Origin of the sequence: Herbiconiux sp. UC225_62, assembly GCF_042694625.1 — a bacterium.
Classification (GTDB): Bacteria; Actinomycetota; Actinomycetes; order Actinomycetales; family Microbacteriaceae; genus Herbiconiux.
On record NZ_CP170551.1, the window covers coordinates 4,083,659 to 4,103,537 of the forward strand.

Genomic DNA, 19,879 nt, shown 5'->3' on the forward strand with positions numbered 1-19,879 from the left:
CCGCGACTAGGCCAACCGTGCGCCCTGCGCGACGCGGAGGGCGCCGCCGGGGTGGCGCTCCGGGAGGAGCGGGCCGCGGCCCTCGAAGAGTCGCTCGCGCAGGGTCTCGTTCGGCGTGTAGGCCGTGCGGTAGCGGCCGCGCTTCTGGAGCTCCGGCACCACGAGCTCGACGAAGTCCTCGAAGGTGCCGGGCGAGAGGTACTGCACGAGGTTGAAGCCGTCGAGACCGATCGAGTCGGCGAGCTCCTCGATCCGATCGGCCACTTGCGACGGCGTCCCGTGCACGAAGAACGGGTCGGAGAACGGGTCGTCGTAGTAGTCGACCACGCTCTGCACGGTCTTGTCGGCGAAGGCCGACTCCATCGACTGCACGTGGTCGCGCGCCTTGTACTCGATGTACTCCTCGGCTCCGAGCTTCGAGAGGTCGATGCCCGAGCCCCCGCCGAAGTGCACGAGGTACCCCACCACGTCGCGGTACGACAGGATGTCGTCGAGCTTCCTCTTCACCTCGGCCTCCGTCTCGGCCACCACGACGTTGAGCCCCAGCAGGAACCGGATGTCGTCCTCACGCCGCCCGAGCGAGACCGCGAGCTCCTTGACGTCGCCGATGACCTTGCGCGCCTGCTCCGGGGTGCGCGCGCCCACGAAGATCGCCTCGGCGTGCCGCGCCGCGAACACCCGGCCGCGATCGGAGGCGCCGGCCTGGTAGATCACGGGCGTGCGCTGGAGTGAGGGCTCCGAGAGGTGAGGACCCGCGACGGTGAAGTAGCGGCCTTCGTGGTCGATCTGCCGGATCTTCTCCGGATCGGTGTAGAGGTTCGCCGCGGCATCCCGCACCACCGCGTCGGCCTCCCACGACGTCTCCCAGAGCTTGTACGACACCTCGAGGAACTCCTCGGCCAGGTCGTACCGGTCGTCGTGCTTGACCTGGTCGCTCAGGCCGAAGTTGCGGGCCGCATCCGGGAGGTAACCGGTGACGACGTTCCAGGCCACCCGCCCACCGGTGAGGTGGTCGAGTGTGCTGAAGCGGCGGGCGTTCGGGAAGGGCTGCTCGTAGGTGGTGGTGAAGGTCACGGCGAATCCGAGGTTCTCGGTCACCGCCGCCATGGCCGGCACGAGCAGGAACGGGTCGTTGTTGGGGGTCTGCACACCCCGGATGACCGCGGGATCGCGGCTTCCGTCGTAGACGTTGTACGTTCCCACCACGTCGGCCAGGAAGATCGCGTCGAAGAGCCCCCGCTCGAGCAGCTTGGCCGTGTCGGTCCAGTACGACAGTTCGGTGTAGCGGTGGCGGTTGTTCTCCGGATGCCGCCACAGGCCGTGATTGATGTGGCTCGGCGTGTTCATCTCGAACCCGTTGAAGTGCAGCTCTTTCGTCATCGGGCCACTCTCGGCGGCTGCTCGCGCGCGCGCAAGCCCGGCGTAACACGGCGCAAAACAGTTACGCCGGGCGTCGTCATGTGACGCGGCCGGGTATCGGCGGGGCGGCGCATCCCCCTACCGTCTGAGCATCCCCGACCACCGACCTCCCGTTCAGGAGAACCGTTCCATGCCCACAAAACTCCGAGTCGCTCCCTTCGTGGCCCTCGCCGCGGCCGCTGCGTTGACGCTCGCCGGATGCTCCGCCGGCGCATCGGCCGGCCCCGCCTCCGACGCTCCACGCGTCGAGGGCGGCACCATCGTCTACGGCCACCAGCAGGAACCCGCGTGCGTGTTCGGCGGCTGGATCGAGCAGGCCTACCTCTCCACCCAGGTGCTCGACAGCCTGGTCTCGCTCGACGAGAACGCCCAGGTCGTGCCCTGGCTCGCGGAGTCGTGGGAGGAGTCCGACGACCAGCTCACCTGGACCTTCCACCTCAAGCCCGGTGTCACGTTCACCGACGGCACCCCGGTGAACGCCGAGGCGATCGCCTACAACTTCGACTACTGGGTCGGCGGGGGCAACAGCACCGCGAAGGTGTGGCTGCAGGGCTATTACCAGTCGGCCGAGGCGATCGACGACACCACGGTCGCCATCCACCTGCAGAAGCCCTACGCGCTGCTGGCCGAGACGCTCACCCAGGGGTACTTCGGCATCCAATCGGAGCAGGCGTTGAAGACACGCTCCGACGAGGACAACTGCAACAGCCCGATCGGCTCCGGCGCCTTCGTCGTGAAGCAGTGGAACCGCGGCCAGGACATCGTGCTCACCCGGAACGACGACTACACCTCGCCGCCCGCCAACGCGAAGCACACCGGTCCCGCTTACGTCGAGGAGATCGACTGGAAGTTCGTGCCCGATCCCACCACCCGGGTCGCCTCGCTCCGCGCCGACGAGACGAACGTCATCTACGACGTGCCGGCGATCGAGTGGTCGAACCTCGAGGGCCAGGGCTACCAGCTCGAGAAGTACGTCACCCACGGTCGCCCGCAGCAACTGACCTTCAACACCGCCGAGGGCCCCTTCACCGACGAGAACGTGCGCAAAGCCTTCGCCTACAGCCTCGACCGGGAGCCTTTGGTGGAGACCATCGGCCACGGCGTGATCCCCTACGAGGGCAACGGCGGCGTCAGCCAGACCACGCCGGGCTACAGCCAAGAGGCGGCCGACACCTACTCCTTCGACGCCGACAAGGCGAACGAGCTGCTGGATGCCGCGGGCTGGACCGGCCGCGACGCCGACGGTTACCGCACCAAGGACGGCCAGACGCTCGAGGTCGTGCTGCCTTACGGCGCAGGCTCGATCATCAACGCCGACGGCGCCTCGATCCTGCAGGGCGTGCAGGAGCAGGTGAAGGCGACCGGTTTCAAGGTGAAGCTGATCCCCGTGCCGCAGAGCGAGTTCTTCGCCGGTGCCTACTCCAAGCCCTCGGAGAAGGACATCAGCGCCGGCTACTGGACGAGCGTCGGCTCCGGCATCCTGCTCATCAACTGGGCCCAGAGCACCCCCGAGCTGCCGAACTACAACAACGCGGCGTTCTTCAACAGCCCGGAGCTGGAGAACTACATCCTGCAGGCCAATTCCACGGCCGACCCGGATGCCCGCAACGCGCTCTACGCGCAGGCCCAGCAGTACATCGCCGATCACGCCCTCGCCATCGGTCTCTACGACCGGCTCAGCACCCTCGCGGTGTCGCCGTACCTGAAGGACGTGTGGCAGGAGAACGCACAGGGAGGCCCGGTCTTCTATGACGCCTACTTCGTCAAGTGACACGCTGACCCCGCCCGCCGCGCCGGTCCCCTCGGGGCCGGCCGGCGGCGGGGCCCGCGCCCCCCGCCGCTTCCCGTGGCGGATGATCGCCGGCAAGCTCGCCGGCGCCGTCGTGGTGCTCTGGGGCGCCGCGACCGCCGCGTTCCTGGCGCAGAGCGCCCTCCCGGGCGATCGCGCCACCATCATCCTCAACATCCGTGCCGGTCAGGCCATCGAACGCACTCCCGCCGAACTCGCGGCGATCAACCAGGAATACGGCCTGCAGAACCCATTGCTGGTGCAGTACGTCGAGTACCTCCGCGGCATCCTCACCGGCGACCTCGGCACCTCCTACCAGCAGCACCGGCCGGTGGCCGCCATCATCGGGGAGCAGATGTGGCCCACGATCGTGCTGACGCTCACCGCGATCGTGCTGGCCTGGGCGATCATGGTGGTCTGGGTCACCCTGACCGCCGGCCGCGGCACGAAGGTGAGTTCCGTCGGAGCGGTGCTCGACACCGCGGTCGCGGGTCTTCCGCACTATTGGCTCGGCATCATCCTGCTGCTCGTGTTCGCGCTCACCCTGGGCTGGTTCCCCGTGATCAGCGGCACGAGCGCGAACGGCCTGTTCCTGCCGGCGCTCACACTCGCCATCCCGCTCGCCGGCTTCATGGGGCAGGCCACCCGGGCGGAGTTCGAGCGCTCCCTCGACCAGCCCTTCGTCACCACGGCCCGGATGCGCGGCATGGGCGACTGGGGCGTGCGGCTCAAGCACGTGCTGCGCCACTCGGTGCTGCCCGCGGTCACCCTTTCCGGATGGGCGCTCGGCGCCACCATCTCGGGCGCCGTGATCGTGGAGTCGATCTTCACGCGCTCGGGCATCGGTTCGGTGCTCGTCACCGCGGTGAACACGCAGGATCTGCCGGTCGTCACCGGCATCGTGATCCTGATCGCCGCGCTCTACGTCGTCGCGAACATCCTCGTCGACATCGCCTACGTCATCATCGACCCGAGGTTGAGGACATCATGACCGACCGATTGACCCCGGTGGGCCAGCCGCTGCTCACCAAGCCCGTCAGCGCGAAGCTCGCGGCGACGCCCTGGGGCTTCTTCCTCTCCATCGCGGTGCTGCTGTTCTTCGTGGTGGCCGCCGTCTTCCCGGCGGCGCTCGCCACGCACGACCCGTACGCGATGGACTTCGCGAACGCCCTGCATCCGCCGTCGTTCACGTTCTGGTTCGGCACCGACGAATCCGGGCGCGACCTCTACAGCCGGGTGATCTACGGCACGCGCGAGTCGCTGCTGATCGGGGTGGGCGCCACAGCCGTCAGCCTGACGTTGGCGCTCGTGCTCGGTTCGGTCGCCGCGCTGTCGGGACGCTTCGCCTCGGCCGCCGTGAACCGCGTCATCGAGGTGCTGTTCGCCTTCCCCACCCTGCTGCTCGCGCTGCTGCTGGTGGCGGTGATCGGCCCGTCGGCGCTCTCGCAGGTCGTCGCTGTGGGTGTCGGCACGGCGCCGGGGTACGCGCGGATCATCCGCGGTCAGATCCTCAAGGCCAAGGATTCCGGATACGTCGAGGCGGCGGTCGCACTCGGTCATCCCCGGGCGTGGATCCTCCGCAACCATGTGCTGCCCAATGCCCTGCGGCCCTTGGTGGCGATCTTCGCGCTCTCGGTCGGACAGTCGATCGTCTGGGCGTCGAGCCTGTCGTTCCTCGGGCTGGGCGTCGCTCCGCCGTCGCCGGAGTGGGGCGCTCTGCTCGACGCCGGCAAGCAGTACATCACCCAGGCGGGCTGGCTGACCGTTCTCCCCGGGCTCGTGATCGTGGTGCTGGCCCTGGCCGCGACCACGCTCGGCAAGCACATCCAGAACATCCTCGAGAAGGACGAGAAATGACCACAGGTACTCGCTCCGCCGGCTCCGCCGTTCCTGCCGCCGCCTCCGGTGCGCCCTTACTGCGCGTCGACCACCTCGACGTGGGCTTCACCCGCGGCGGCGAGACCCGGCCGGTGGTGACGGATGTCTCGTTCACCCTGCAGCCCGGCGAGTGCCTCGCGATCGTCGGGGAATCCGGATCGGGCAAGAGCGTCACCGCCCGCACGATCGTGGGCCTCACCGGGGCGAACGCGGTCGTCGACGCCGAGCGACTCGAACTCGACGGCATCGACCTCACGACGGTGTCGGAGAAGGCGTGGCGCTCGATCCGCGGACGCCGGGTGGGATTCATCCTGCAGGACGCGCTGGTGTCGCTCGACCCGCTGCGGCCGGTCGGCAAGGAGATCGAGGAGGCACTGGCGCTGCACGGCTGGGGCTCGAGGGCGGCGCGGAAGCGCAAGGTCGTCGACCTGCTGGAGTCGGTCGGCGTGCCGAACGCCGCCGTGCGTGCCCGACAGCGGCCCGACGAACTCTCCGGAGGCCTGCGTCAGCGCGCCCTGATCGCTTCGGCGCTCGCGCTCGGGCCGGAACTCGTGATCGCCGACGAGCCCACCACCGCACTCGACGTCACGGTGCAGGCGCAGGTGCTCGACCTCATCGCGGGCATGAAGGAACGCGGCGTCTCGGTGATCCTGATCAGCCACGACCTCTCCGTGGTCGCGCGTCTCGCCGACCACATCCTCGTGATGAAGGGCGGCTCCGTGATGGAGAGCGGCTCGGCCCACCAGGTGCTCACCGCTCCCACACACGACTACACGCAGGCGCTCATCGACGCCGTGCCCGGAGGACACACCCGGGGCGAGCGGCTCGGTCCGGCGCTCGACGTCGCGCTGCCGGCGCCCGACACCCGGGTGCCGTTGGACGCCTCTCCGGGACCCGTGCTCGAGGCGCGCGACCTGGTGAAGCGGTTCCGCGGCCCCGGGGGCGTGCAGAGCACTGCGGTCGACCACGTGTCGTTCACGCTCGACCGTGGTGCGACCCTCGGCATCGTCGGGGAATCCGGATCGGGCAAGAGCACCACCGCGCGCATCGCCCTGGCCCTCACCCGTGCCGACGAAGGCGGGGTGAAACTGCTCGGTCAGGAGTGGACGAGTGTGAAGGAATCGCGGCGGCGGCACCTGCGCAACCGCATCGCCGTGGTCTACCAGGACCCCCTCAGTTCCTTCGACCCGCGCTGGACCGTGGAGCGCATCCTCGTCGACGCGGTGGCGCAAGCCGATCGGCCCGCCACCGGTGCGGCGGCCCGTCTGGAGCGCGCACGGGATCTGCTCCGCCAGGTCGGGCTCTCCGAGCAGGTGCTGGCACGGCTGCCGCTCAAGCTCTCGGGCGGCCAGCGGCAACGCGTCGCGATCGCGCGAGCGCTGGCCACGGAACCCTCGATCATCGTGCTCGACGAGGCGGTCTCGGCCCTCGACGTCTCGGTTCAGGCGCAGATCCTCGACCTCCTGGTGGAACTGCAAGACCGGATCGGCTTGAGCTACCTCTTCATCTCCCACGACCTGGGGGTGATCCATCACATGAGCGACACCGTGCTCGTGATGAAGGACGGGCGGGTGGTGGAACGCGGAACGGCCGACGACGTCTTCCTCCGGCCGCAGCATCCTTACACGCAGGAACTCGTGCGGTCGCTGCCGACGCTGGAGGATCCCGGAGCGGCCGTCGGCGGACGCGGCTCCGGCAGCCCGGATGCGCTCGCCGCCGACGCCGCGGAGGCGGCCAGCCGGTGACCGAACTCGTGGACACGATCGTCGCCGGAGGCGGCACCGCGGGCTCCGCCGCCGCGTGGCAGCTCGCCCGACGCGGCGCCGACGTGCTGCTCGTCGAGGCGCTCCCCGGGATCGACGAGGACGGCGACCGCGCGTTCGAGCTCGCCTACGTCGATCCGGTCTACCAGGCGCTGGCAGCCGAGTCGGTCACGCAGTGGGAGGAGCTCGCGTCGTCGGGGGCCTTCGGGTCGGCAGGGAGCGGCGCGACAGGGGCAGTGCTCGAGCGCACCGGGTCGGTGCTGCACGGTCACGCGCCCCGGGTCGACGCGGCGGCGGAGGCGCTCGCCCGCGCCCGGGTCGCCCACGAGATCCTCTCGGCCGCCGAGGCCGAGGCGCGGTGGCCGGGGTTCCAGTTCGCTCCGAGCGTTCTGTTCGCGCCGCAGGGCGGCCGGCTACGCGAGGGCTCGGCGATCGCGGCGCTCCGAACCGCGGCGGCCGACGAAGGGGCACAGATCGCGACCGGCGCGACCATCACGCGCATCCGCATCCTGGGCGATGATCTCGCGCGCCTCGAAGTGCGCCTCGCGAACGACGACGAGCGGGAGATCGACTGCCGGAGGCTCGTGGTGACCCTCGGCCCCTCGACGGCGAAACTGCTGCGCGGGCTCGTGACCCTCCCGCGGATCACCGCCACGCGCGACTCCTCGATCGTGCTGCCGAACGGACTCGGACCGGCCCCGGCGGTTCTGCACCTCTCCGATCCTGGGGCTCCCGGACAGCGGTACTGGCGCGGCGATGCGGCCGTTCTCGGCGGCGAGGGCACGCTGGCGGTGGGATGGCGCGACAGCGCAACGCCCGACGGCCCGCCACGATCGAACGCTCTCCCGTCGCGCGAAGCGGCCGCGCTGCTGCGGTACGCGCGGGAATGGCTGCCGGGCGCCGACCCCGGCATCCCGACCCCCACCTCCCGTGTGCGCACGTCGGCGCACCACGGCGACTTCGTGATCGACCGGATCGGGCCGGTCGTCGTCGGCGCCGGCTTCGGTGCGGCCGGGGCCGGCCTCGCTCCCGCGGTCGGACGACTGTTGGCCGGCCTCGTCGACGGCATCGCCGCTCCGAGCCGCTTCTCGCTGCGCCCTGACCGACGCCGAGCGTTCGACCCGGCCGACACCCCCGCGGCAGCGCGGCGCGCCTGAAGTGCCGGCGGTCTGGGGTCCTCACGCGCCGCCGGGTGCTCGGATGCCCGCGGCCCGACCGGTCACCAGTCGCGGCGCGCTGTGCCCGCCTGAGCACGCTGCAGCACCGTGTTGACCCAGACCGGTTCGTCGCCGGGCGACGCCGCGGTCCGCACCAGGCCCGGCCAGCCCGCGTAGAACCCGTCACCGAGATCGCGCGCGAGCACCGCGGCACCCTTGGCCGCCACGGCCGCGACGAAACTGCGCAGCTCGCGGGCATCCGGTCCCGCGGCCGGCGGGTCGAGCACCACCAGGTCGTCCTCGCCGACCTCGGGGAGCACCCCGAACAGTCCTCGCTCCGAGACGGTCACGTCGCGAGCGCGGAGGAGGTCGGCGAGATCGCGGAGTCCGGTCGCGTCGAACGCGACCGTGTCGCGTCCGTACTGCGCCTCGGCGAACGACTGCAGGAGCTCTCCCGCAGCATCCGGCCGGGCCGTGCCGCGCAGATACACGAACCGGGCCGCTCGCTCGGCCGGCGGCATCCGTTCCACCGACTCGGCCGGCTGATCGCGCACGCGCGCGAACGCGGCCGTGTCGTGCCCGGCGGCGAGGAGCTCGATGCCGGCGATCACGCCGTCGACATCGTCGCGCACGCTCTGCCACACCGCCACCACGTCGGCGTTCGGGCTGCTGAGGCCGAACCAGCCCTCGGGATGGCCCTGCAGCAGCGCGATCGCCGCCGCTCCACCATCGAGCAGCGGAACGAAGCATCCGCGGAGCTCATCGGGAGCCGCCGCCGCGAGGAATCCGCCGATGCGCCGCCGCCGCGGGCTCTCGAGATAGGGCGACGGGATGCGTCGCGCGCCGCTCGTCACGAGGTGCACCTCACGCGGGCGGCTCGGAGACGTGGGTTCACCCCTCCATCATCGCGCGCCCGGTCTCAGGCGTTCGCCACCACCGTCGCGTCGGCCTCGGCGACCTGCGCGACCCACTCCGTCCCGTCGGGGAAGAGGAAGGCCTCGATCGAGGCGCGGTGCATCTCGGTTCCCGCACCCGGCGCCGTCGGCGTCTGGTATCGCCCGCCGACGACTCGCGCCGGCGTCACGAAGTGCTCGTGCAGGTGGTCGACGAATTCGATCATCCGTCCCTCCTGGGTGCCCGTCACGGCGACGAAGTCGAACATCGAGAGGTGCTGCACGGCCTCGCACAGCCCCACTCCACCCGCGTGCGGGCACACCGGCACCCCGAACTTCGCCGCGAGCAACAGGATCGCCACGTTCTCGTTGACGCCTGCGACGCGCGCCGCGTCGATCTGCACCACGGCGGCGCCCTCGAGCTGGAGCAGTTGTTTGAACACCACGCGGTTGGCCACGTGCTCGCCCGTCGCGATGCGGATCGGCGCCACCCGCCGCGCGATCGTGCTGTGGCCCACGACGTCGTCGGGGCTCGTCGGCTCCTCCACCCAGGCGAGGTCGAAGGGGCGCAGCGCCTCGATCCAGTCCACTGCGGCATCGACGTCCCAGCGCTGGTTGGCGTCGATGGCGATCGGGAAGTCGGGTCCGCAGACCTCTCGGGCGATCCGGAGGCGCCGGATGTCGTCGTCGAGGTCGGCGCCGACCTTGAGCTTGATCTGCCCGAAGCCGTCAGCGATCGCCTCGCGGCACAGCCGCGCGAGCTTCTCGTCGGAGTAGCCGAGCCAGCCGGGCGAGGTGGTGTACGCGGGGTAGCCGCCGGCGAGCAGTTCGGCGGTGCGTGCCTCGCGGCCGGGCACAGCGGCCTCGAGGATGCGCACCGCATCGTCACGGGTCAGCGCGTCGCTGAGGTAGCGGTAGTCGAGGAGGTCGGCGAGCTCCGTGGGGCTCATCTGCGCGAGCAGCTGCCAGAGCGGCAGGCCGGCACGCTTGGCCTTGAGGTCCCAGAGCGCGTTCACCAGGGCACCGATCGCCATATGGGTCACACCCTTCTCGGGGCCGAGCCAGCGGGTCTGCGAATCGTGCACGAACTCCTGCCAGGTAGCGCCCATGTCGTCGAGCAGTTCCTCGACGTCACGACCCTTGAGCACCCGGCCGATGGAGCGGATCGCGGTGGCCTGGATGTCGTTACCGCGCCCGATGGTGAACACGAAAGCATGGCCCGAGTCGCCCGCCGACGTGGTGATGACCACGTACGCCGCCGAGTAGTCGGGGTCGGTGTTCATTGCGTCGGATCCGTCGAGATCCCGCGAGGTCGGAAAACGCACGTCGAAGGTCTCGACGGTTTCGATCTGGCTCACTGCTGCTCCTTCATGCCGGCGTCCGCGCCGTCTCAGCACTATACATCCGATCTTTGACGGCGCGCACCCACGAAGATGCTCTAATAAGCTCCGCCAGGCATCCAGAGAACGGATGTCTCCACTTCGCCTCGGCACCGCTCCCCGCGATTGCGACGGAGGGGCCGCCCGTTTTGCGCGCGACTCTCCGAGGGTCCGGACCGTATGATCGGCCCATGGATGCCGTGGCACCGCGCCGACGACCGGGACTCGTGACCTTCGCAGTCGTGCTCATCTACATCGCCGGGATCGTCGAGGTGCTGGTGGGCATCGGCGTGATCTTCGTGCGCTACCTGCCCGAAGCGGAGGCTGACGGTCTGGCCTTCCCGGTGACGGTGCTGGGCGCCGCCATGATCATCATCGGGCTGGCTGTCGTCTCACTGGCCTCCGGCGTCGCACGGGGCAGCCGCTTCGCGCGCGGCGCGATCACGATCCTGCTGCTCCTCGGACTCGTCATCGACATCGTCGACCTCGTGCTCGACCCCGACAGCGGCCCCTCCAGCCTGATCGGCCAGGCGGTCGTCTGCGTGGTCGTCGCCCTCCCCCTGTGGGTCGGCCCCGGCCGGCGCTCCTTCGCCCGCCGCAGCTGATCGGCCGAGCACGGCCGGACGGAGAGACGCGACCAGTCGACCATCCGCTCAACCCCGCGCTCGGTCCTGCGCTCAACCCTCCACGCCGTCTTCCGCTCGGGCCACCGCCGCGGCCCGCTCCTCGGTCGCGCGGAGGGAGTCCCGAGCCGCCACGCGCCGGTGCACGAAGCGCACGATCTCGATCAGCCCGATCGACCCGGCCGAGACCACCAGCACCAGGACGGCGGTCGGCAAGGTCGGATCGACGAGCTGCAGGAAGTCGCGCACCAGCGGGATCGAGAACACCAGCACCAGCCCGATCATCATCGCTCCGATCACGAACGACTTGAAGCGCGTGACCGGCCGTGACAGCACCACGAGGATCCACAACCCCACGATGGTGAGGATCAGGGTCGCACCCGTGCGGATCTCGGCCTCGGGAATCCTCCACGCCGATCCGGCGAGCGCGTACAGCGACAGGCCGAGCGTGACCACGGCGCCGGCCGGCACGGCGAAGGTCAGCGACCGCCGCAGGAACCCCGGAACGTACCGCTGCTTGTTCGGCAGCAGCGCGAGGAAGAAGGCCGGCAACCCGATGGTCAGCCCGTCGATGACGGAGAGCTGCCGGGGCAAGAACGGGAACGGCAGCATCAAGGCCCCGAACACCACCGCGAGGAACGTCGCGTAGGCCGTCTTGGTGAGGAAGAGCATCGACACCCGCTCGATGTTCGCGATGACCTGCCGCCCCTCCGCCACCACCCGGGGCAGGTGCGAGAACTTCCCGTCGAGCAGCACCAGCCGCGCAACGGCTTTCGTGGCCGCCGCCCCTGAGTTCATCGCCACTCCGATGTCGGCCTCCTTGATGGCGAGCGCGTCGTTGACGCCGTCGCCCGTCATCGCCACCACGTGCCCTGCCGTCTTGAGCGCGATGACGATCCGCTTCTTCTGGTCGGGCGTCACCCGCCCGAACACGACGTTCTCGTCGAGCACCCGGATCAGACCGCCTTGGTCGTCGGGCAGGTGGCGCGCGTCGAAACCGGAGGGCGCGTCGAGACCGACGTCCCGCGCGATCGCCGCCACCGTCTGCGGGTTGTCACCGGAGATCACGCGCACACTGACGCCCTGCTCGGCGAAGTAGTCGAGCGTCTCCCGTGCGTCCGGCCGGATGTTCTCGCGGAAAGTCAGGAGAACGACCGCCTCCGCGTCAGCCGGCACCGTCTCGTCGTCGGTCGGAGACCCGTGGGCGAGCACCAGCGTGCGGCGGCCCGACGCCGCCAGCTCCGAGGCGCGCGACAGCAACTCGGCGCTCCCCTGTGGGAACACCATCTCCGGCGCCCCGAGGATCCACATCCCGTCATCGAACACCACGGCGCTCCACTTGCGGGCCGATGAGAACGCCACTCGCCCCGACGGAGCACTCGCGGGCTGCAACGTGAACGATCCCACGAGGCTCCGCGCGGTGGCGTTCGCGTCGTTCTGCACCCCGTACCACGCGAGCACCTCCTCCCATCCCGGCCGTTCGACCAGCGGATGCGCCCCGTCGAATACGATGTCGCCCTGCGTCAGCGTGCCGGTCTTGTCGAGGCAGATCAGGTCGACGCGGGCGAGCCCTTCCACCGCCGGCAGTTCCTGCACCAGCACCTGCTGCCGCGACAGCTTCACGGCCCCCACCGCGAAGGTGATGCTCGTCATGAGCACCAGCCCCAGCGGGATCATCGCGACCACGGAGGCGATCGTGGCGACCGCCGCATCGCGCCAGGTGCCGCTCTCGATCGCCGGACCCCAGCCGCCCTGGGCCACCATCTGCGCGTTCAGCACGAGCAGGAAGACCGGGCCGATGATCCAGGCCACCCAGCGCAGCACCCGGTTGATCGACGACCGCAGCTCGGAGGCGACGAGCGAGAACCGCTTCGCCTCCTGCGCCAGCGTGTTGGCAAACGACGCCGCACCGACCCGCACGACCACCGCCCGACCTTCGCCGCCCACGACGATCGACCCGGAGAGCACCTCGTCGCCCGGCGTCTTCTCCACCGGCTCGGATTCCCCGGTGAGCATCGATTCATCGACCTGCAGCCCGAGGGAGGAGAACACCGCTCCGTCGGCCGGGATCTGGTCGCCGGCGCGTAGGACGGCCACGTCGCCCTCGACCACTGTGCCGATGGCGATGTCCTGCTCCTCGCCGTCGCGCAGCACCCGCGCGTGCGGGGCGTTGACCAGGGCGAGCCGGTCGAGCGCCCGCTTCGCCCGGTATTCCTGCACCGTGCCGATGACCGCGTTGGCCAGCGCGCTCACGCCGAACAAGGCGTCCTGCCAGCGCCCGATGATCAACAGCACGAGGAAGCAGGCCACGACGATGCCGTTGAAGAGCGTGAGCACGTTGGCCCGCAGGATGCTCCAGATGCTGCGGCTGCTGTCGGGCACGAAGGCATTGGTGCGCCCCTCCGCGGTGCGCGACTCGACCTCGGCGGCGGTCAGGCCGGCGGCCGGCGCTATCAGGTCGGACGTGCTCACGACCCACCCCTTCCCTGCACCAGTTCGCGCACCACCCGGCTGACGAGCGGATAGGGCACGGGTTTGCGCAGCGAGAACTTCAACGTGTCTTTGGCGGCGCGGTAGGGCGCGAGTTCTGTTTCGAGGTCGCCGTCGAAGGTGGGAATCGCGTAGAGCGCCACATGCGTCTTCCACCCCGCGAAGAACACCAGCGGGCGGTCGCCGGTCGTGTAGGTCGGCATGTGGTAGCTGATGCTCTCGCGTGCCGCCGGCGCCTCGGAACGGATCGTCCGGCGCAGTTCGCAGAGCACAAGCTGCACGTCGTCCGGAAAGGAGTCGATGTAGTCGTCGACGGACGCGAACTGCTGCTCCACCATCAGAGACCCTGCACCAATCCCCCGTCGATGGTGATGTTCGCGCCCGTGAGGTTGGCGGCCCGGTCGCCCGCGAGGAACACCACGAGGTCGGCCACCTCCTCCGGATGCGTGAAGCGCTGCGTCGCGGAGCCGGCGACCGCCGCGCTCGCCACTTCGGCCGGTGCGAGACCGCTGGCCCGTGACACCGTCTCGGCGACTCCCCCGCCGCCCAGCCACAGATCGGTCTCGACCGGCCCGGGGCTCACGCAGTTCACCCGGATGCCGCGGCCACCGTACTCCTTGGAGAGCGACTTCATCGCATTCAGCAGCCCGGCCTTGCCCGCCCCGTAGTCGATCACCGCCGGATCCGGCAGCAGGGCGTTCACCGACGCGATGGTGACGATCGTGCCGTGGCCGGCCTCGAGCATGCCCGGCAGAACCGCCCGCGTCATCCGCACCGCGGCCAGGAGATTGAGCGTCAGCGAATTCTGCCACTGCTCATCGGTGACCGAGAGGAAACCACCCACCCGCGACGTGGCCGCTCCGACGTTGTTGACGAGGATGTCGACCGTACCCGCCGCCGACGCGAGTTCCGCAGGGGCCTCCACCGACGACAGGTCGGCCGCGACGAATCGCGCCGAGCCACCGGCTACGAGTGCATCGAGCTCGGGGGACGATGATCGCGACGCCGCCACGACGACCGCGCCCGCGTCGACGAGCGCGCGCGCGATCGCCAGCCCGATCCCCTTGCTCGCCCCAGTGACGAGAGCGGTCTTGCCCGCCAGTTCACTCATCCGATCTCCCTCGTCTCCGTTCCCGACACGGCGGGTTGGCTCTGAAGGTATCGGAGCAACAGCCGTCGTGCCAGAGGCGACGACGAATGTGCACAACTCGAGGAATTGCACAGCCGAGCGCTGCAGAGGATGCTTGGTGCATGGCAAGCGACACCGCGATCCGACCCGAAGTCCCGCCGTCCGGAACGGGCTGCGTCGAGTGCACCGAGAGCAGCGGTTGGTGGTTCCACCTGCGCCGCTGCGCCCAATGCGGCCACATCGGCTGCTGCGACTCCTCCGTCAGCCAGCACGCGCGTCGGCACGCGGAGGAGACCGGGCATCCGGTCATCCAGTCGTTCGAACCCGGCGAGGACTGGTTCTGGGACTACGAGACCGCCGACTACGCCGAAGGACCGGCGCTGGCCGCTCCGGATTCGCACCCCGAGAGCCAGCCCGCGCCCGGCCCCGACGGCGCCGTGCCGCCGGACTGGCGCGAGAAGCTCAACTGATCGGAGCCGGCGCGCTCAGACCCCGGGCTCGTCGAAGTAGGAGACGTTGACCTCGTTGCGTTCCCGGGCGGCCGCGGCGCGCTCCTGGCGCAGACGCTCGGCGCGCTCCTGACGCTCGCGCAAGGCCTCCGGGTCGACCTCGACCTTGCGAACCGTCAGCGAGCCCTTCGTGGCGGGGCTGGTCTTCTTCGCGGCCGTCGCTCCCGAGGAGCGCGAGGTGGAGGTGCCCGATGACGGCCGGCCGGCCGCGCGGGTCGCCGCTGCCGCGCGAGCCGCCGACACGACGGGTGCCTGCCCGCTGCCCGGGCAGCGCTGTCCGGTCTTGTCCTCGTGCTGGATCAGGGTCTGCGACACCAATCCCACAGCGACCGATTTCCCACAGACCGGGCATTTCGTTCCTGCACTGCTGGCCATGGTGGCTTTCGACCCTTTCGATCGGCTGATTGCGACATCCCCCGAGACTCGATTTTCGCACGGATCGGAAGCGTCGTGCACCGCCCGCGGGAGCCCTCACCCGCCGTGTACGGCAAGCTCGGCGACCTCATCGGCCGTCAGAGCCTGTTCATCGGCGCGATCGCGTTGTTCCTACGGCTCCGTGAACGGGGGATGTCGCAGGACATGACCTGGCTGATCGCCGGCCGCGCCGTGCCGGGCCTCGGCGGCGGCGGACTCTCCCAGGCGATCATCGCCGACGTCGTGCCCGCCCGCGAGCGCGGCACGTACATGGGCGTCATGGGCGGCGTGTTCGCGCTGTCGAGCGTCGCTGGTCCGCTGGGTCTGCTCGCCGTCGCGTCCACCGGACTCGTGCTCCTCACCACTCGGGGCGGCACCATCTACGACTGGAACTCCCCCGTCATCCTGAGCCTCACCCTCGGCAGGCTCGTCGCCGAAGTGCTCTTCGTGATGGTGGAGCGCCGCGTCCCCCTGGTGCTGGTGGCCTTGGTGCTCCTGGTGTTCGTGAAGGAGAAGCCGCTGGCGACCACGATCGAACGCGACATCCTGCCCGAGACCCTCGAGATCGACGGCGCGACCCGCGCGGTACTCTGAGCTATGCCGTTGTCAGGAGAATACGAAGCCGGAACGTCGGACTGGGCGCGTCGGCAGCTTGAGACCTACGAGGGATCGGGCGGTACGAAAGGCACCACGCTCCGTGGCATGCCGGTCATCATCCTCACCTCGGTGGGGGCGAAGAGCGGCAAGCTCCGCAAGAACCCGCTGATGCGCGTCGAGCACGACGGGGAGTACGCGGTGGTGGCCTCCCTCGGCGGCGCTCCGAAGCATCCGGTCTGGTACTACAACCTCGTGGCCAACCCGCACGTCGAACTGCAGGATGGTCCGGTCAAGCGCGACTACCTCGCTCGCGAGGTCACGGGCGCCGAGAAGGCGCTCTGGTGGGAGCGGGCCGTCGAGGCCTACCCCGACTACGCCGACTACCAGCGCAAGACGGATCGCGAGATCCCGGTCTTCGTGCTGGAGCCGATCGACGTGGTCTGAGGCTGCAGACTCGGCGTCAGACTCCGCCTCAGGCCTCGCCGAACCCGGTCTCGATCAGATCGGCCAGAGCATCCACGGCCTCCCGGGCCGACGGGTCCTCGCTCGCCACCTCCACGGTCGAGCCCTTGACCAGCCCCATCGACATGATGCCGAGCAGGCTCTTCGCGTCTTTGCCGTTGACGGTCACCTTCACCGGGAAGGTGTTGGCGAGCTTCACGAATTCGGCGGCCGGCCGGGCGTGCAGGCCGTCCTTGTTGATGATCGTCACCGTTCGAGACGGGTTCCCGGATGCGCCACCTGGGCCCGCCGAGACGGTCGCGTCGGGCTCTCCCTGAGCCACGTCACTCTCCGCCTCCTTCTCGACGTTCGCCGATTCGGCCGCAGCGAGCACGCCGGCCAGATCGGCCCCGGTCTCCGCGGCCACCGCCGCCGCGACGCCGCCCTCCACGAGCGGCGCCGACGCGATCCGCACCCGGGCCCGCACCTCGTCGTCGAGGAAGTCGAGCGCGGTCTCGGCGGTGAGGATGGCCGATCCGAGATCGCAGAGCACCACGACGCCCGACCCGGAATCGGCCTCGGAGATCGCCGCGCTCACCTTCTCGAAGCTCGTGCCGATGCCGCCCTCGTCGGTGCCGCCGGCCGCGACCAAGGTCGCGCCCTCCGCCATCTGACGCGCGAGATCCACCAGGCCTTCGGCGATCAGCGAGCTGTGCGAGACGAAGACGACTCCCACCCGGCCCGGCGTGCCCGGCACGCTACGCGCCCTTCGCGGCGTCGGCCGCCGCACGGATGATGAGCGACGACGACTGGGCGCCGGGGTCGCGGTGCCCGATGGCCCGCTCTCCCAGGTAGCTCGCCCGACCCTTGCGGGCCACGAGCGGCTCGGTCGCAACGGCGCCCGCCTCGGCGGCGGTCGCGGCGGCATCCAGGATCTCCGCCTCGCTCTTGCCCGCGGCGAGCGCCGCTCCGGCGGCCTCCACCGCCGGCGTCCAGGCGTCGATCATCGTCTTGTCGCCCGGCTCCGCCTTGCCTCTCAGCACGATGCCGTCGCGCGCGGCCGTGAGCAGGGCCACGACGGCCGCGCCGTCGAGCTCCTTCTCCGCGCCGACAGCGCCGGCAGCCTTGAGATATGCGGTGCCGAGCAAGGGTCCGGATGCGCCACCGACCGTCGAGATCAGCGTGGTCGCCACCATCTTGAGGGCATCACCCGGAGCGGAGTCCGGCGGCAGGTCGTCGAGCTTGGCCATGACGGCGGTGTAGCCCCTGTCGAGGTTCTCGCCGTGGTCGCCGTCGCCGATCGCTCGATCGAGGGTGACCAGTTCGACCCGGTGCTCCGAGACGACGCGCGCGCTCTGCCTGATCCAGTCCGTCGTCCAGGTGATGCCCAAACTCATTCGTCTACCTTCCCCAGCGCAAGGCTGCCGTCTGTACGGGTGCGTCGTAGAGCTCGGTGAGCTCGTCGTCGAGCTTCAGCACGCTGATCGAGGTGCCCTGCATCTCGAGCGACGTGACGAAGTTGCCCACCAGCGAGCGTGTCACCTCGATGCCGCGATCGGCGAGCACCTGGGCGGCGTGCCGGTAGACGATGTAGAGCTCCACCTGCGGGGTGCCGCCCATGCCGTTGACCATCAACGCCACCTTGTCGCCGGAGGCGAAGGGCAGGTCCTCCAGGATCGGGCTGAGCAGGCGGTCCACGATCGCGTCGGCCGGTTCGAGCTTGATCCGTTCACGACCCGGTTCGCCGTGGATGCCGATGCCGATCTCGATCTCGTCGTCGGCCAGCTCGAAGCTCGGCTCGCCGGCGTGCGGCACGACGCAGGGGGTCAGAGCGACGCCCATCGTGCGCACGTTCGCGTTCACCTTCTCGGCGACGGCGGCCACCGCGGCCAGGTCGTCTCCGCGCTCGGCAGCGGCTCCGGCGATCTTCTCCACGAAGACGGTGCCGGCCACACCGCGTCGGCCTGCGGTGTAGAGGGAATCCTTGACGGCGACGTCGTCGTCGACGATCACCGTGCGCACCTCGATGCCGTCGGCACCGGCGAGGTCGGCGGCGGTCTCGAAGTTCAGCACGTCACCGGTGTAGTTCTTCACGATGTGGAGGACGCCGGCTCCCCCGTCGACGGCCTTGGTGGCGGCGAGGATCGGGTCGGGCGTGGGCGAGGTGAACACGGCGCCGGGGACGGCGGCATCCAGCATCCCGTAGCCGACGAATCCGCCGTGCAGCGGCTCGTGGCCACTGCCACCGCCGGAGACCAGGCCCACCTTGCCCGACACGGGGGCGTCTTTGCGGGCGATGAAGATCGGGTCGTGCGACACGGTGACCAGATCGCCGTGGGCTGCTTCGAATCCGGCGACGGCCTCTTCGACCACGTTCTTCGGATCGTTGATGAGCTTCTTCATTGAAATTTCCCTTCGATCGGACGTTCGTCGCCCGCGACGGGAGCCCGAACCGGGCCATCCGGTGCAAATCTACGCCGTTCGGCGCGCGCTCCGGTAGACCCATCCGCGCCACGCCGGGGCGCCTGGGGGATATACCTGGCAACTTCCTGGGGATATCGTTGGGGCAAACCCGATCACCCGGGGGTCACAGTGGGTGGCCGAACAGTGCGAAGGAAGGTCATCGTGGACAATCTTGGTATCGATTTCGTCTCGGAGCTGGTGGGCACAGCCCTACTGGTCCTCCTCGGTACCGGCGTGGTCGCCAACGTCGCTCTCATCAGGACGAAAGGCTTCAACGGCGGTTTCTTGATGGTCACCATCGGGTGGGGCCTCGCGGTCTTCTCCGGTGTCATCGTCGCCTACGCGTCAGGGGCCCACCTCAACCCTGCGGTCACTCTCGGACTGGTGGCGAACGGAGCGACCTCGTTCGGGTCGGAAGCGACAGCGGTCGACGTGAACTTCGTGACCGTCATCGCCTACATCGGAGCGCAGATGATCGGTGCCATCATCGGTGCGGTCGTCGTCTGGCTGGCCTACAAGCAGCACTTCGACGAGGAGCCCGAGCCGGCGGCCAAGCTCGGCGTGTTCTCGACGGGCCCGGCCATCCGTTCGTACGCCTGGAACCTCGTCACCGAGATCATCGGCACCTTCGTGCTGGTGTTCGTGGTGATCGCCTTCGGCGGCGGACGTCAGGGCGAAGGCGGCCTCGCGGCCCTCGGCGCACTGCCGGTGGCGCTGCTCGTGATCGCGATCGGCGCCTCCCTCGGTGGCCCGACCGGCTACGCCATCAACCCGGCCCGTGACCTCGGGCCTCGCATCGCGCACGCCTTCCTCCCCATCCGGGGCAAGGGGACGTCGGACTGGTCGTACGCCTGGGTTCCGGTCGTCGGCCCGATCATCGGTGGCCTCATCGCCGGCTGGTCGGCGCTGGTGCTGCTCCCGCTCCTCACCTAGCA

Annotated in this window: 20 protein-coding genes; 10 read left to right on the forward strand and 10 right to left on the reverse strand. The window is 69.8% G+C overall.

The window, feature by feature from the left end; genetic code table 11:
* Nucleotides 1-6 precede the first annotated feature (6 nt).
* Nucleotides 7-1,380: an LLM class flavin-dependent oxidoreductase gene (locus tag ACFJGU_RS19905; protein WP_382305945.1), complete on the reverse strand. Its 1,374-nt coding sequence runs from the start codon at nt 1,378-1,380 to the stop codon at nt 7-9.
* 169 nt (nt 1,381-1,549) lie between these two features.
* Here ACFJGU_RS19905 and ACFJGU_RS19910 point away from each other — a divergent pair, with 169 nt between their 5' ends.
* From ACFJGU_RS19910 to ACFJGU_RS19930, 5 genes are read left to right on the forward strand one after another with little or no spacing between them, the layout of a single operon-like run.
* On the forward strand, nt 1,550-3,190 hold the full coding sequence (locus ACFJGU_RS19910; protein WP_382305947.1) for an ABC transporter substrate-binding protein: 1,641 nt from the start codon (nt 1,550-1,552) through the stop codon (nt 3,188-3,190).
* Nucleotides 3,168-4,199, forward strand: coding sequence for an ABC transporter permease (locus tag ACFJGU_RS19915; protein ID WP_382305949.1), 1,032 nt, complete (start codon nt 3,168-3,170; stop codon nt 4,197-4,199). The genes ACFJGU_RS19910 and ACFJGU_RS19915 overlap by 23 nt, the downstream gene beginning before the upstream one ends.
* Nucleotides 4,196-5,065 carry an ABC transporter permease gene (locus tag ACFJGU_RS19920; RefSeq protein WP_382305951.1) on the forward strand — a complete coding sequence of 290 codons (870 nt, stop codon included), beginning with the start codon at nt 4,196-4,198 and terminating at the stop codon, nt 5,063-5,065. The genes ACFJGU_RS19915 and ACFJGU_RS19920 overlap by 4 nt, the downstream gene beginning before the upstream one ends.
* Nucleotides 5,062-6,831: a dipeptide ABC transporter ATP-binding protein gene (locus tag ACFJGU_RS19925; protein WP_382305953.1), complete on the forward strand. Its 1,770-nt coding sequence runs from the start codon at nt 5,062-5,064 to the stop codon at nt 6,829-6,831. Before ACFJGU_RS19920 ends, ACFJGU_RS19925 begins: the two co-directional genes overlap by 4 nt.
* On the forward strand, nt 6,828-8,006 hold the full coding sequence (locus ACFJGU_RS19930; protein ID WP_382305955.1) for an FAD-dependent oxidoreductase: 1,179 nt from the start codon (nt 6,828-6,830) through the stop codon (nt 8,004-8,006). Before ACFJGU_RS19925 ends, ACFJGU_RS19930 begins: the two co-directional genes overlap by 4 nt.
* Nucleotides 8,007-8,068: 62 nt before the next feature.
* Here the strand turns inward: ACFJGU_RS19930 and ACFJGU_RS19935 are convergent, their stop codons facing one another.
* Complete coding sequence (locus ACFJGU_RS19935; RefSeq protein ID WP_382305957.1) at nt 8,069-8,860, reverse strand: hypothetical protein; 792 nt, start codon at nt 8,858-8,860, stop codon at nt 8,069-8,071.
* 65 nt (nt 8,861-8,925) lie between these two features.
* Nucleotides 8,926-10,257 (reverse strand): enolase C-terminal domain-like protein, encoded by a 1,332-nt coding sequence (locus ACFJGU_RS19940; protein WP_382305959.1) that lies wholly within the window; start codon nt 10,255-10,257, stop codon nt 8,926-8,928.
* Between the two features lie 212 nt (nt 10,258-10,469).
* On the opposite strand from ACFJGU_RS19940, the gene ACFJGU_RS19945 reads away from it, so the two are divergent.
* A complete protein-coding gene (locus tag ACFJGU_RS19945; RefSeq protein WP_382305961.1) occupies nt 10,470-10,883 on the forward strand; it encodes a hypothetical protein in 414 nt (137 codons plus the stop codon).
* Nucleotides 10,884-10,955: 72 nt separating this feature from the next.
* On the opposite strand, the gene ACFJGU_RS19950 is transcribed toward ACFJGU_RS19945, so the two are convergent.
* The 3 genes from ACFJGU_RS19950 to ACFJGU_RS19960 are packed head-to-tail and all read right to left on the reverse strand — an operon-like array spanning nt 10,956 to nt 14,502.
* Nucleotides 10,956-13,373 carry an HAD-IC family P-type ATPase gene (locus tag ACFJGU_RS19950; protein ID WP_382305963.1) on the reverse strand — a complete coding sequence of 806 codons (2,418 nt, stop codon included), beginning with the start codon at nt 13,371-13,373 and terminating at the stop codon, nt 10,956-10,958.
* Nucleotides 13,370-13,729: an iron chaperone gene (locus ACFJGU_RS19955; protein WP_382305965.1), complete on the reverse strand. Its 360-nt coding sequence runs from the start codon at nt 13,727-13,729 to the stop codon at nt 13,370-13,372. The genes ACFJGU_RS19950 and ACFJGU_RS19955 overlap by 4 nt, the downstream gene beginning before the upstream one ends.
* A complete protein-coding gene (locus ACFJGU_RS19960; RefSeq protein ID WP_382305966.1) occupies nt 13,729-14,502 on the reverse strand; it encodes an SDR family NAD(P)-dependent oxidoreductase in 774 nt (257 codons plus the stop codon). Before ACFJGU_RS19960 ends, ACFJGU_RS19955 begins: the two co-directional genes overlap by 1 nt.
* A gap of 140 nt (nt 14,503-14,642) precedes the next feature.
* Here ACFJGU_RS19960 and ACFJGU_RS19965 point away from each other — a divergent pair, with 140 nt between their 5' ends.
* Nucleotides 14,643-14,990, forward strand: a complete 348-nt coding sequence (locus tag ACFJGU_RS19965; protein ID WP_382305967.1) for a UBP-type zinc finger domain-containing protein — start codon at nt 14,643-14,645, stop codon at nt 14,988-14,990.
* A gap of 15 nt (nt 14,991-15,005) precedes the next feature.
* On the opposite strand, the gene ACFJGU_RS19970 is transcribed toward ACFJGU_RS19965, so the two are convergent.
* Nucleotides 15,006-15,344: a hypothetical protein gene (locus tag ACFJGU_RS19970; RefSeq protein WP_382305969.1), complete on the reverse strand. Its 339-nt coding sequence runs from the start codon at nt 15,342-15,344 to the stop codon at nt 15,006-15,008.
* A gap of 135 nt (nt 15,345-15,479) precedes the next feature.
* Here ACFJGU_RS19970 and ACFJGU_RS19975 point away from each other — a divergent pair, with 135 nt between their 5' ends.
* Both ACFJGU_RS19975 and ACFJGU_RS19980 read left to right on the forward strand, forming a co-directional pair.
* Nucleotides 15,480-16,037 (forward strand): hypothetical protein, encoded by a 558-nt coding sequence (locus ACFJGU_RS19975; RefSeq protein WP_382305971.1) that lies wholly within the window; start codon nt 15,480-15,482, stop codon nt 16,035-16,037.
* 3 nt (nt 16,038-16,040) lie between these two features.
* Nucleotides 16,041-16,484 (forward strand): nitroreductase family deazaflavin-dependent oxidoreductase, encoded by a 444-nt coding sequence (locus tag ACFJGU_RS19980; RefSeq protein ID WP_382305973.1) that lies wholly within the window; start codon nt 16,041-16,043, stop codon nt 16,482-16,484.
* A 28-nt stretch (nt 16,485-16,512) separates the two neighbouring features.
* On the opposite strand, the gene dhaM is transcribed toward ACFJGU_RS19980, so the two are convergent.
* From dhaM to dhaK, 3 genes are read right to left on the reverse strand one after another with little or no spacing between them, the layout of a single operon-like run.
* Nucleotides 16,513-17,238, reverse strand: a complete 726-nt coding sequence (dhaM, locus tag ACFJGU_RS19985; protein ID WP_382305975.1) for a dihydroxyacetone kinase phosphoryl donor subunit DhaM — start codon at nt 17,236-17,238, stop codon at nt 16,513-16,515.
* Between the two features lies 1 nt (nt 17,239).
* Nucleotides 17,240-17,878 (reverse strand): dihydroxyacetone kinase subunit DhaL, encoded by a 639-nt coding sequence (gene dhaL, locus ACFJGU_RS19990; RefSeq protein WP_382305977.1) that lies wholly within the window; start codon nt 17,876-17,878, stop codon nt 17,240-17,242.
* A 4-nt stretch (nt 17,879-17,882) separates the two neighbouring features.
* A complete protein-coding gene (dhaK, locus tag ACFJGU_RS19995) occupies nt 17,883-18,884 on the reverse strand; it encodes a dihydroxyacetone kinase subunit DhaK (protein WP_382305979.1) in 1,002 nt (333 codons plus the stop codon).
* A 222-nt stretch (nt 18,885-19,106) separates the two neighbouring features.
* Between dhaK and ACFJGU_RS20000 the strand changes: the two genes are divergently transcribed.
* Nucleotides 19,107-19,877, forward strand: coding sequence for an MIP/aquaporin family protein (locus tag ACFJGU_RS20000; protein WP_382305981.1), 771 nt, complete (start codon nt 19,107-19,109; stop codon nt 19,875-19,877).
* Nucleotides 19,878-19,879: the final 2 nt, after the last annotated feature.

Coding starts and splice junctions, on each gene's coding strand:
- ACFJGU_RS19980 (WP_382305973.1), top strand. CDS start 16,041: ATGCCGTTGTCAGGAGAATACGAAGCCGGAACGTCGGACTGGGCGCGT.
- ACFJGU_RS19945 (WP_382305961.1), top strand. CDS start 10,470: ATGGATGCCGTGGCACCGCGCCGACGACCGGGACTCGTGACCTTCGCA.
- ACFJGU_RS19925 (WP_382305953.1), top strand. CDS start 5,062: ATGACCACAGGTACTCGCTCCGCCGGCTCCGCCGTTCCTGCCGCCGCC.
- ACFJGU_RS19920 (WP_382305951.1), top strand. CDS start 4,196: ATGACCGACCGATTGACCCCGGTGGGCCAGCCGCTGCTCACCAAGCCC.
- dhaK (WP_382305979.1), bottom strand. CDS start 18,884: ATGAAGAAGCTCATCAACGATCCGAAGAACGTGGTCGAAGAGGCCGTC.
- ACFJGU_RS19915 (WP_382305949.1), top strand. CDS start 3,168: ATGACGCCTACTTCGTCAAGTGACACGCTGACCCCGCCCGCCGCGCCG.
- ACFJGU_RS19960 (WP_382305966.1), bottom strand. CDS start 14,502: ATGAGTGAACTGGCGGGCAAGACCGCTCTCGTCACTGGGGCGAGCAAG.
- ACFJGU_RS19965 (WP_382305967.1), top strand. CDS start 14,643: ATGGCAAGCGACACCGCGATCCGACCCGAAGTCCCGCCGTCCGGAACG.
- dhaL (WP_382305977.1), bottom strand. CDS start 17,878: ATGAGTTTGGGCATCACCTGGACGACGGACTGGATCAGGCAGAGCGCG.
- ACFJGU_RS19910 (WP_382305947.1), top strand. CDS start 1,550: ATGCCCACAAAACTCCGAGTCGCTCCCTTCGTGGCCCTCGCCGCGGCC.
- ACFJGU_RS19955 (WP_382305965.1), bottom strand. CDS start 13,729: ATGGTGGAGCAGCAGTTCGCGTCCGTCGACGACTACATCGACTCCTTT.
- ACFJGU_RS19905 (WP_382305945.1), bottom strand. CDS start 1,380: ATGACGAAAGAGCTGCACTTCAACGGGTTCGAGATGAACACGCCGAGC.